Consider the following 11443-nt stretch of genomic DNA (forward strand, 5'->3'; position numbering starts at 1 on the left):
CTGATATCCGGGATGACGAGGTCGATGCCGAGCATATCCTCATCCGGGAACATCAGACCTGCATCGATGACGAGAATTTCATCATCCACGCGGATAACTGTCATATTTTTGCCGATCTCTCCCAAACCGCCGAGGGGGATGATCTGTAATTTTTGCGCTGTTTTAGCCAAAAAAGTACACCTCCAAAAGAATTGCTGAATCATTTTCCGGATTCGATGCCAGATTTATGATACATCTTTTTATGATACACGTATGTTATGGTTGCTGGATAGAAATTCCCTATCGTCTCATCTCTGTCGTTTCACTTCTGCTGCTCTGCCGTACAACCGTACAAATGGACCGTTCCCATACAGCATGACAAAATCCGTACTGCCAAATCTCTGGCATCTGTCATGACGTCATCGCAGGCCGCGAAATAGTAGAAATGATATATGAAGTTTTTATCCGATCAAATCATTCTTTTTTATTTTATCATCAAGGACGCCATAAATCAATGTAAAAAGACACTTCCAATCGGAAGTGCCTTAATTTTTGCTGACAATATTTGAGAAGAAGCACTCAGCTGAGAATTTTCACGCCGTAATGGACCTTGCTGTATTTGCCGCCCATAATAGTCGTAAAACTCAGGCGCGCAAATTCGAGGCTGCGCGCATTCTCCTTGAAAACGACGCGGTGCCTTGCCACGCGGCAGGCCTCCTCAATCATCTCGGGCGAAACCGGTGCATGGTTGGCAACGGTGCGCAGCGGCGACAAACTCTTGCTTTCAAGCAGCGGGTGGCGGAACATCGGGTCAAAGTAAACGACATCAACGGATTTATCATCCTGCTGCTGCAGATACGAAAAAGCATCGGCACAAATGGTGCGGACACCGCGCATGGCCTCTTGAATGGGCCAATTCTCAGCCTTAAAATGCGCAAGGCCATAGCCTACGACCGTTTCAATGAGGGGCTGGGATTCTATGCCCGTGACGAACCCCTCCGGCCCCACGGCAAAACTGGCGACAATGGCATCGGCGCCAAAGCCCAATGTACAGTCAAGCACGCTCATGCCGCGCGCGAGATCCATGGCCTCCACCATGCGGTCTCCCGTGCCGGCACTGCCAAAGCGCAGGTTCTTGAGGCGCAGATGCGCCATATTCGGATGAAAGAACAGGTCGCCAGACGGCGTCGAAAGCGTCAGCAGCCCCTGCTTGGCGATCAGGATAAAATCCACGCCATAGCGCTCGCGCAGAGCCCTGCCTGACAGATTGTCGCGCGGCACATAGGGAATGTGCGCGTGCTCTGCAGCCCATTTCGCCAGGGCGACCGCTTCTTCTGCACATTTTCGTCCCGTTGTGGCAATTGCCTTCATTTATACGTACCTCTCTATCTCTCTTTACTCTTTGAAAATCAAAAACCAAACCCCGTGCGCTTGAACATCTTGGCGAGTTCTTCGCTGCTGAATTTGAGGATGGTCGGACGGCCGTGCGGGCAGGTGTACGGGAAAGCCGTATGCGCGAGCTCGTCGAGAATAATCTGCATCTGGCGAAAGCTCAGCTCCTCGCCGGCCTTGATGGCCGCGCGGCAGGCTGTCGTCGCGAGACAGGCCTGACGGATTTCCTTAGCCGTCGTTTCATGCATCTCCATGAGATTCGTCAAAATTTCGCGGATGATGTCCTCAGCCTCGCTGACCGGCACGTCGGCAGGCACTTCCATCAAGCGGAAGTCCTGCTCACCGCTCATTTCCATATGGAAGCCTAGCGAGGCGAACAGCTCCTGATTCTTTTCGACAAGTTCCGCTTCCTTGGCATCAAAACTCAAAATCTGATGCACCAAGAGCTGCTGGGACGGAATATCCCCGGCCATGGCCGAAAACTTGTCAAACAGAATGCGCTCATGCGCGGCATGCTGGTCTACGATGTAAAGTCCTTTGGCATCCTGCGCGATGATGTACGTGAGGTCAACCTGACCAATCGGCACGACACTGCCTTCATAGGCCAAGTCCTCCTGTGCAGCAGTATCCGTTGTTTTTTTTGCAGAGGGTACCGTCTCAGAAAAACAATTTCCCGCAAATCCCTGCTGCTCCTGCGGAGCCTTTTCTGCCACGATGCCGGAATCTGCAGGATTCTTTATCGCGTGCTCAGAGCGCATTTTTTCCTGTACAGCAGAAAAATCGGCCATTGAAGCAGGCGAAGCGCGGTGCACGGCCTCATAAATCGTCTGCGGCCGCTGCGAATAAGAGGTGCCGGCCGGGCTTCCTGCTGCAGACGACGCCGCCGGCGATGAAGACGGGAATGACGACGAAAACGACGCGGCACGCGAAACGCCCGGAATCACAGGGGTATCGATGGGCTCTGTCGCCGGCACAAACTGCATGGGCTCCATCGTCACGTGATTTTCCGGCTTTTCGACCACGGCGGCGACTTCGCCGAGTCCCCTGCCTGCCGGCCTTATAGCATCGAGCACGGCCTTGTAGACTGCCTTGAAAATGCGGCTCTCATCCTCAAATTTCAATTCGCTCTTCTGCGGATGCACATTGACATCGACAGAACGCTGCGGCACTTCAATATTGATGACCGTCAACGGAAAGCCGCTCTTTGGAATCAGGGATTTATAAGCGTTGTCGATGGCTTTGGCAATCGCGCGGTTCTGGATGATGCGCGAATTGACGATATACGTCTGCCACGCGCGGCTGCTCTTGAGCATCGAGGGTTTGGTGATATAGCCGGAGATTTTGACATCCTCATCCTCGAGCGAAAGGCCGAGCAGGGAGTCTGCGGCCTTCGCGCCGTAAATCGCCTGAATCGCATCGTAGAGATTGCCGTTGCCCGGTGTCACGACCGACATCTTGTTATTATTGATGAAATGAAACTCGATATCCGGACGCGACAGGGCGAGTTTGACGATGAAATCGTTGATTTTCGAGCCTTCTGTATGATTCGTCTTAAGAAATTTTTTGCGCGCCGGCGTGTTGAAGAAGAGGTCTTCTACTTTGACCGTCGTGCCCAAACTGCAGCCTGCTTCCATAATATCCGGTTCCTTGCCGCCCGTGATCAGCACGCGTGTGCCGAGGTCGTCGCCTGCGCGGCGCGTCAAAAGCGTAAAGCGCGAGACGGAAGCAATCGTCGGCAGTGCTTCGCCGCGAAAGCCCAAGGTGCCAATCGTGTTGAGGTCGCTGACTTCGCGGATTTTGCTCGTCGCATGGCGCAGGATGGCAAGGCGCGCATCCTCGGCGCTCATGCCTTTGCCGTTGTCCGTCACGCGCATAAAGCTCGTGCCGCCGGCCATAATCTCGACTTCAATGCGTGTCGCACCCGCGTCCATCGCATTCTCGACAAGCTCCTTGATGACCGAAGCCGGCCGTTCGACGACTTCGCCCGCGGCAATTTTATTGATGGTATTATCATCGAGTACATGGATCATGCTCATGCTTTGCCCGCCTCCCTCTTGGCCTGTGCCTGCAGTTTATAAAGTTCATTCATCGCCTCAAGCGGCGTCATCGTCATGACGTCAAGCGAAAGCAGAGCATCGCTGAGGCTTGAAGCAAAGAGCGAACCCATGCCCTGTTCTGTGGGCCGCGGCGTTTTGCTTTCCTTCGCCACATCCTGTTTCACAGGAGCTGCAGCCGGTTCTTTTTTCTCGCTTGAACCAGCGCTTGCGGCATTTGGTGCCTCTGCTTCCAATTCGGCAAGGATTTCTTCGGCGCGGCTCGTAACCGATTTGGGCAGGCCTGCGAGCCGTGCGACGTGGATGCCATACGATTTATCCGCGGCACCGCGCACAATACGCCTTAAAAAAGCCACCTGATTGCCGCGTTCCTTGACAGCCACGCAGAAATTCTTGATTTTGTCGTCTTCAAGGTCCGTGAGTTCATGGTAGTGCGTAGCAAACAGCGTCTTGGCATGGACTTTCTTCTCGATGTACTCAATGACGGCTTTGGCAATGCTCATGCCGTCAAAGGTACTCGTGCCGCGGCCAATCTCATCGAGAATGACGAGACTGTTCTTCGTCGCATACTTCAAAATCTGTGCGACTTCGTTCATTTCCACCATGAAGGTGCTCTGGCCGCTGACGAGGTCGTCGCTCGCGCCGATGCGCGTAAAGATGCGGTCAACCGGTGAAATCGAAGCCTCGCGCGCCGGAATAAAGCTGCCGATCTGCGCCATCAGCGTCAAAAGTGCCACCTGGCGCATATAAGTCGACTTGCCCGCCATATTCGGGCCCGTGATCAGCATGATTTCACAGTCATGATGGTCAAGATGCGCGTCATTCGGCACAAAGAGGTCGCGCGTCAAAATGCGTTCGACGAGCGGATGACGGCCGTCCTTGATATCGATGACCCCGTCCGTACGCATCTGCGGCCGCACGTAATTGTACGTACCCGCCGCCTCGGCAAGGCTCGCAAGCACATCGACAAGGGCAATTTCATGCGCTGTCTGCTGGATTTCCGTCAAATGCGACTTGATGATTTCGCGGACTTCGGTGAAAAGATTGTACTCAATGTTGACAATCTTTTCCTGTGCACCGAGGATTTTCGTCTCGAATTCCTTGAGCTCTTCCGTAATATAGCGCTCGGCATTCGCAAGCGTCTGTTTGCGGATATAGCGGTCCGGCACGAGGTCCGTGCCGCTGTGGCGGACTTCAATATAATAGCCGAAGACCTTATTGTAACCGATTTTCAGGGCTTTGATGCCCGTTTCCTTTTTCTCGCGTTCTTCGATTTCCTGCAGCATCTTTTTGCTGTCGTGCGAAATGCGGCGGTATTCGTCGAGCTCTTCATTGTAGCCGGATTTGATGATGCCGCCCTCGCGCAGACTGATGCCGGGGTCCTCCACAATGGAGCGTTCCAAAAGGTCGACGAGCTCATCAAAGGTCTCGATATGACGGACCGCACGCTTGAGCATGGGCGCATGGACATCTTTGAGCCCCTCGCGTATGCCCGGCAGGCAGCGCAGGGAAATTTTAAGAGCGATGAGGTCGCGCGCGTTGGCTGTGCCGACTTCGATGCGCGTAAGCAGGCGCTCAAAATCGTGAATTTCACGGCAGCCCTCACGCACATTGCCGCGCAGGGAAAAATTCTTCGTGAATTCCTCGACCGCATCGAGACGGCGCGTGATTTCTGCGATGTTCAAAAGAGGATATTCCAGCCATTTCTTTAAAAGGCGGCTGCCCATGGCCGTTTCCGTGAAATCGAGAACATCTAAGAGCGTATTCTTCTTGCCGCCATCGCGCAGATTGCGCGTGATTTCGAGATTGCGCAGCGTATAGGTATCAATGACGAGATTTTCCGAAGCATCGAGATACGTCAGCTGATTAAGCTGCGTGAGGTCCGTGCGGACGGTCTCATGCAAATAATCGAGCAGCGTCGCCACGGCTTCTTTCGCGGCTTCATCACTGGGGCGCACATCAGCAGCAAAATGTTCGACAATGCGGTCCTCGACATGCGCAGAAACCTCCTCAATCGGCGTGAAGGAACAATGCGGCAGACGCAGCGCCGCGAAGTCCCGGAGTTCCTGTGCAAATGTCAGCCTGCCGACGACGAGCAGCTCCGGCATCATCAGGCGGTAAAGTTCATCGAGGAGCATCTGCAGGCGGTTGCCGCCCGCGTAAATACCATAGAAACATTCACCCGTCGAGATATCCGCACCGGCCAGTACGATTTTATCCTCTTTCTCGTAAACCAGCGCGATGTAATTATTCTGCGTGGCCTGCAGGGCCGACTCTGAGAGGATTGTGCCTGGCGTCACGACCTTGATGACCTCGCGCTTCGTCAGTCCTTTGGCCTTCGGGTCGCCGATCTGCTCGGCGATGGCCACTTTATAGCCGCGCTTGACGAGTTTATTGACATACGTTTCCGCGGCATGATACGGCACACCGCACATCGGCGCATCCTGCCCTTTGCTGCGGCTCGTCAGCGTCAGTCCGAGCTCTTTTGAGACGAGCTTGGCATCGTCAAAAAACATCTCATAAAAATCGCCAAGACGGAAAAACAAAATGGCTCCGGGGTTCTGTTCCTTCGTCGCCAGATACTGCTGCATCATGGGAGTCATTTCCATAAAATCCAAACACCTCCTGAAATCCTAAAATGAATTGATTCCTTCTATTATATAGGGCCTGAGTCTCAGTCAAAAAGGCGCGCCGGCAGAAAGCCAGCACGCCCGTCATTTGCCTCAGCTATTGACTTTTTCGCCCTTGAGCACCCATGTCTGCGGGTGCGTGATTTTAACGTCAATGAAGTCGCCGGCCTGTTCGCCGTCATGCGGGAACAGAACAATTTTATTCGTGCGCGTACGGCCCATCCAAACCGCATCGTCATTCTTGCTCGGCCCTTCGACCATGATCTCCATAGTTCTGCCGAGAAGTTTCTGGTTGATTTCAAGGCTGATTTCGTTCTGAACAGCCATAAGCTGATTCAGGCGCTCTTTCTTGACTTTTTCATCGACCTGGTCCGCCATCGTCGCCGCCGGCGTGCCCGAACGCTTCGAGTAGATGAACGTATAGGCCGAATCGTAGCGAATCTCACGCAGGAAGTCGAGCATCTCGCGGAAATCCTCATCCGTTTCACCCGGAAAACCGACGATGAGGTCTGTCGTCAGGCTGACGTCCGGAATCTCTTTGCGGATGCGTCCGACGAGTGCACGGTACGATTCCACCGTATAAACGCGGTTCATCTTCTTGAGGATGTGGTTGCTGCCGTACTGCACGGGCAGATGGATGTGCTCGCAGAGATGCTCGCCATCGCGGATGGCCGCGATGACCTTATCCGACAAATCCTTGGGATGCGAGGTCATGAAGCGCACGCGGCGGATGCCCGGCACTTTGTCGACCATCTTTAAGAGGTCGGCAAAGTCAGCTTTTTTGTGGTCCTTGCCGTATGAATTGACATTCTGCCCGAGCAGCGTGACTTCTTCGTAGCCAGCGGCCACGGCCTGCTCGACTTCCTTGACGACATCTTCGGGCAGGCGGCTGCGCTCGCGGCCGCGCACATACGGCACGATGCAGTACGTGCAGAAATTGTTGCAGCCGTACATGATGGGCACCCAGGCCGAAAGTTTGCCCGCGCGCGCCACGGGGACATCATCGGGAAGCTCCGTCTCGCCGAGCTGTACGTCGACGAGATGGCCATGCTCCTGCTGAATTTCCTGCACGATATGCGTGAGCTCATGCACCTTGTTCGTGCCGAGCACAAAATCGATATGCGGTGCGCGCCTTATAAGAGCATCGCCCTCTTTCTGCGCCATGCAGCCCGTGATGCCAAAAATCAGCTCCGGATTTTTCCGTTTCAGATGCTTGATCTCGCCGATTTTGCCGTAAACGCGGTCTTCGGCTGTCTCGCGCACGCAGCAGGTGTTGATGAGGATGAGGTCAGCATCCTCCATCGACTCCGTCTTTTCATAGCCAATCGTGCGCAGCTGCCCCATCATGCGTTCCGCGTCGCTCTGATTCATCTGGCATCCGTATACTATCAGTTCAGCGAAACGGTGAACTTTTCCATCTATAATCTTCATATATAAAAATCCGTCCTTTATTTTATGATAATCAATAGATTATTGTATCAGACAAACGCTTCCTTGTCTATCCTGATTTTCTGTCTCTATTCATAAAACACGAATAGCCTATCCGCTTTTACAGATAGGCTACAGGGCTACTCCTCCGCACCATTTAGGATCCTGCCAAGATACCAGCGGCTGGTGAATGCCTTATAAGAACCATCAGGATGCACGACAAAGTAGACGGTGAACTGCGGCAGGATACAGATATCGGTAGCGCCAGTATAGGAAACGACCTTCTCTTTTCCCGAAGCAGTTTGCCAGACACGCATCGAGAAAGAAGCATCTCCGGCATCCCGGATTGATTCGTAGGAAGGAAAGGACTCGATGTATTCCTCACCCTTTTCCTGCACACTGTATATCAGGTAGCGCGGCAAGAATATGAAAACGGCAATGCTGACGAGGCCAATGATGAGACCGCCTGAAAGCTGCCAAGGTCTTTTCATTCGGAATCCCCCTATTCTCATTATAGGGTAATGAAGGATTTCTGCATTTCCCCCGCTTCCTGGAATTTTCCTTTTGCCAGACGGAGCTGTTCCTCGATGGTGGAGAAAATCAAATTGACCTGCTGGTCATCGTAGGCATAGGCATTGCGATTGGCCAGTTTGCCAAGCTGCTGGATGCGATGACAGATGTCATTGGTTCGCTTTGTGGCAAGTTCTTTGAACTTTTCCTGCTTTGAACTGGTCTTGTCATCAGCTTGCTCATCCTGAAGCATCTCATCATCAGCGGGCGTATCGGCCTTCCCGTCCAGATATTCCTGTGTCTCTTCTTCCATGTATATAACCTCTTTTCATTTGCCAATCTTGAACATTTTTTCTTTTACCCGAGTCATGGCATTCTTTACGTCTATGATTTTTTGCCAAGCCCCGGCTCCATGGCACTTACATTTCCTCGCCTGATAAGCATGTATCGCTTCCAGCTGATCCATTGCATCAAGCTGCTGCTCTGTCAGGCCATCGTTCTGCAACGAAACTTTGTGAACATCTTTCATCATCTGCTATCTTTCAGAATGGAATTTCTTCATCCGGAATATCCAACGACGCCTGGTAAGACGATGGCGTTGCGGTGGATGATTCCATGTTTCCTGATGCGGTGGCCTCCGTTGTCTGATCTTTATCGTCAGGTGATGCAGTTGGCTGTGCCAGAGGAATTTTCCGCGAATCCAGGAACTCAACCATGACCGCCTTGATGATGGTCTTTTTATGAGCAGTTCCCTGTTCGTCTTTGTAATCATCATTTGCCAAGCTGCCTTTGACCAGTACCATTCTCCCCTTGATCAAGTTCTTCTGACAGGATTCTGCCAGCTTATTCCAGGCGACGATGTGAAAGAAGTCCGTCGGATAGTTCCCCTCGGCATCTTTCGTGAACGATTTACGAACGGCAATGTCAAAGCTGACGACAGATGTTCCCTTCTTGGTGTAGCGAAGCACTATGTCGGTTGAGACACGCCCAGATAAAACCACAAGATTCATGAATCATGCCACCTCTCATTCCGTTGGTTTCTTATAGCGAAACGGCCCCGCATTCGTTTTTCCCTGTTTCTTTTTCGGATGGTATCCCATCTCTTCAAAAACGGGTTTCCCGTTCCGGTCTGGCAAAGTCGTTTTGCATTCCGGATACTTGGAGCATCCCCAGAAGTAACTCTTCTTTCCGTTCTTTGTTGTCCAGCGACGCATCATGGGGCTACCACATTTGGGGCAGCGCACCACATCTTTTGGCGGGGGAATCTCGCAGCTCTTTGCTTCTTCCAGCAGTTGCTGCACGAACCGGCTCTGCTCTTGGAAGAAATCTTGCAGCCGCATCTCCTTGCGGCTGATAGCATCCAAGCTCTGTTCCCAGCGGGCAGTAATATCCGGATACGTAATGCTATCCGACAGAATTCGCAGCAGCAGGTATCCCTTCTCGGTCGGGATTAGGTTCTTCTGACGCGTAACAGAAACGAAGCCTCTCTTCTGGATAGTCTCAATGATGCCAGCTCTTGTTGCTTCCGTGCCGATACCGGAACAATCTTTCAAGGTTGCCTTCAAGGAAGCATCCTTCACATACTTGCCGATTTCCTTCATGGCCTTCAGCAAGGTGGACGCATTGTAGCGCGCTGGCGGTTTCGTCGTGCGCGTCTGGATTCGGCTCTCCTGGAACGAAACGGCATCCCCCTGCTTCACGGCAGGGAGCTTTATCTCCGGATGATTCTCTCCTTCCTTCTCCTCCAAAGCTCCGTGATAGAGCTGCTTCCATCCATCGTCCAAAATGACCTTACCGGATGCATGGAAGGATTCACCTGCGCAGCGGATCTGTATCTTTGTGGACAAAAAGGTCTGTGGCTGATAGAACTGCGCAAGGTAGGCTTTCGCTACTAATGTATATAGGTTCTGTTCCTTCTCCGTCAGCTTGTCCCATTCCGGCGTAATCGTTGTCGGGATGATGGCATGATGCGCAGAGATTTTCTTGTCATTCCAAGCCCGGCTGCGCAGCGAAGGATCGGCATGTTCCACCATTTGAGCAAGGTCATCCGTCAACGCGCACAGGCTTTTCAGGATAAGGGGAACATCGGCCAGCTGATTGGTCGGCAGGTAATCACAGTCTGAACGCGGATACGTGGTGAGTTTCTTTTCGTATAAACTCTGCTGCGTATCCAGAACTTCCTGCGGAGAATAGCCGTAAATCTTGCCTGCATCAATCTGGAGAGAGGACAGTGAGTATGGAAGTTTGGGCTGTGACTGTCCCTTCTTTTGCTCGACAGATTCCACAACGCCCGGCTCCTGCCGGATTTCTTCTGCAAGCTGTTCAGCAGGCTCGCGTTTGACAAGACGCCCTTCTTCGTCCTGCCCCGCTGTATGTTCCTGCGGCTTCCATGTCGTAGTGATTACGCCATTCGGATGCTCCCAGTCTACCTGCAAGAGATAATAGTCTTTCGGCTTGAAGTCGCGAATCTCCAATTCACGCCGCACGACCAATGCAGTTGTCGGCGTCTGCACACGTCCTACGCTGATCGTGCCGGTGTAGCCAGCTTTCTGTGAACGGATGGTATACATGCGCGTGAGATTCATGCCGATCAGCCAATCGGCCCGCTGCCTTGCCAGCGCAGAATTGCGCAGTCCGACAAAATCTCGATTGTCCCGGATATCCGCCAGTGCGGTTTTGACGGATTTTTCATCCAGTGCATTCAGCAGGATGCGCTGAACCGGCTTCTGGTTCAGAACACCAAGCTGGTTCAAGACCTCATCCACGAGCAGCTGTCCTTCCCTATCCGGGTCCCCCGCATTGACAATACAGTCTGCTTTTGCCACCAGGGACTTGATGACTTCATATTGTTCTTTTGCACTACTAGATACTTTGTTCTTCCAATGTTCCGGGATGATTGGCAAGTCTTCCAGCCGCCAGGCGTGAAGCTTCTTGTCATAATCCTCCGGATCATACTGTTGCAAGATATGACCGAAGCACCACGTAACGATGTCATTTCCACACTCGATATATCCATTCCGCTTCGACATATGCCCCAGTCCATGCGCGATAGCTTGTGCGAGACTGGGCTTTTCGGCGATAAAAAGCCGCATCCAAATCAACCCCTGACTTCATGAACAGACGAAAACAAGCTATTCCCTGGTGCCGTTTGGGCCGGCGTCTCTGCCTGTTCGGCTTCTCCTTCAGAATGCGCTTCTGCTGTCTCCGCATCCTCTGTCTGCTTGTCATCTTCAAGCGAAGTTTCTTCTGGTTTGGCTGCGGCCAAGAGGCTTTGCAGGGTTTCCTGATTCAAAGGCACGCCGTTTTTTCGCAGCCCTTCTAAGAGCTGACGGCTGAAGCGCGCGACTTTCTTTTCCTTTAAGTTGCTGATGGACTCCATCAACTTCTTTTTCTGTTCCGTCAGTTCGGCAACCTTGTTGTCGATTGACCGGATCTTCCCTTCTTTCGCTG

The 11443-nt window shown here is 52.6% G+C and carries 10 protein-coding genes and 1 pseudogene; all 11 read right to left on the reverse strand.

From position 1 onward, the window contains the following. Positions 1-203: pseudogene (locus ACI4OH_RS01800) on the reverse strand (ribonuclease J); the annotation flags it as partial. A gap of 355 nt (positions 204-558) precedes the next feature. Then, positions 559-1350: a class I SAM-dependent methyltransferase gene (locus ACI4OH_RS01805; protein WP_435721345.1), complete on the reverse strand. Its 792-nt coding sequence runs from the start codon at positions 1348-1350 to the stop codon at positions 559-561. 38 nt (positions 1351-1388) lie between these two features. After that, the gene (gene mutL, locus ACI4OH_RS01810; RefSeq protein ID WP_435721344.1) at positions 1389-3407 is read right to left on the reverse strand and encodes a DNA mismatch repair endonuclease MutL; all 2019 of its coding nucleotides are present in this window, start codon (positions 3405-3407) and stop codon (positions 1389-1391) included. Next, complete coding sequence (gene mutS / locus ACI4OH_RS01815) at positions 3404-6034, reverse strand: DNA mismatch repair protein MutS (RefSeq protein WP_439784035.1); 2631 nt, start codon at positions 6032-6034, stop codon at positions 3404-3406. The genes mutL and mutS overlap by 4 nt, the downstream gene beginning before the upstream one ends. A 114-nt stretch (positions 6035-6148) precedes the next feature. After that, positions 6149-7486 (reverse strand): tRNA (N6-isopentenyl adenosine(37)-C2)-methylthiotransferase MiaB, encoded by a 1338-nt coding sequence (gene miaB, locus ACI4OH_RS01820; protein ID WP_439784036.1) that lies wholly within the window; start codon positions 7484-7486, stop codon positions 6149-6151. Between the two features lie 137 nt (positions 7487-7623). Continuing rightward, the gene (locus ACI4OH_RS01825) at positions 7624-7974 is read right to left on the reverse strand and encodes a hypothetical protein (protein WP_439784037.1); all 351 of its coding nucleotides are present in this window, start codon (positions 7972-7974) and stop codon (positions 7624-7626) included. Between the two features lie 20 nt (positions 7975-7994). Continuing rightward, entirely contained in the window at positions 7995-8306 is a 312-nt protein-coding gene (locus ACI4OH_RS01830) for a hypothetical protein (RefSeq protein ID WP_303165029.1), read from the reverse strand. Between the two features lie 15 nt (positions 8307-8321). Next, on the reverse strand, positions 8322-8525 hold the full coding sequence (locus ACI4OH_RS01835; protein WP_439784038.1) for a hypothetical protein: 204 nt from the start codon (positions 8523-8525) through the stop codon (positions 8322-8324). A 10-nt stretch (positions 8526-8535) separates the two neighbouring features. Next, positions 8536-9003 carry a single-stranded DNA-binding protein gene (locus ACI4OH_RS01840; RefSeq protein WP_439784039.1) on the reverse strand — a complete coding sequence of 156 codons (468 nt, stop codon included), beginning with the start codon at positions 9001-9003 and terminating at the stop codon, positions 8536-8538. 15 nt (positions 9004-9018) lie between these two features. After that, complete coding sequence (locus ACI4OH_RS01845) at positions 9019-11085, reverse strand: DNA topoisomerase III (RefSeq protein ID WP_439784040.1); 2067 nt, start codon at positions 11083-11085, stop codon at positions 9019-9021. A gap of 5 nt (positions 11086-11090) precedes the next feature. Continuing rightward, positions 11091-11443, reverse strand: a 353-nt coding sequence (locus tag ACI4OH_RS01850) for a hypothetical protein (protein ID WP_439784041.1), incomplete at its 5' end; no start/stop codon positions are given.

It is taken from the genome of Mitsuokella apri, assembly GCF_051886055.1.
In the GTDB taxonomy this organism is placed as follows: domain Bacteria; phylum Bacillota; class Negativicutes; order Selenomonadales; family Selenomonadaceae; genus Mitsuokella.

Coding starts and splice junctions, on each gene's coding strand:
- ACI4OH_RS01805 (WP_435721345.1), bottom strand. CDS start 1,350: ATGAAGGCAATTGCCACAACGGGACGAAAATGTGCAGAAGAAGCGGTC.
- mutL (WP_435721344.1), bottom strand. CDS start 3,407: ATGAGCATGATCCATGTACTCGATGATAATACCATCAATAAAATTGCC.
- mutS (WP_439784035.1), bottom strand. CDS start 6,034: ATGGAAATGACTCCCATGATGCAGCAGTATCTGGCGACGAAGGAACAG.
- miaB (WP_439784036.1), bottom strand. CDS start 7,486: ATGAAGATTATAGATGGAAAAGTTCACCGTTTCGCTGAACTGATAGTA.
- ACI4OH_RS01825 (WP_439784037.1), bottom strand. CDS start 7,974: ATGAAAAGACCTTGGCAGCTTTCAGGCGGTCTCATCATTGGCCTCGTC.
- ACI4OH_RS01830 (WP_303165029.1), bottom strand. CDS start 8,306: ATGGAAGAAGAGACACAGGAATATCTGGACGGGAAGGCCGATACGCCC.
- ACI4OH_RS01835 (WP_439784038.1), bottom strand. CDS start 8,525: ATGATGAAAGATGTTCACAAAGTTTCGTTGCAGAACGATGGCCTGACA.
- ACI4OH_RS01840 (WP_439784039.1), bottom strand. CDS start 9,003: ATGAATCTTGTGGTTTTATCTGGGCGTGTCTCAACCGACATAGTGCTT.
- ACI4OH_RS01845 (WP_439784040.1), bottom strand. CDS start 11,085: ATGCGGCTTTTTATCGCCGAAAAGCCCAGTCTCGCACAAGCTATCGCG.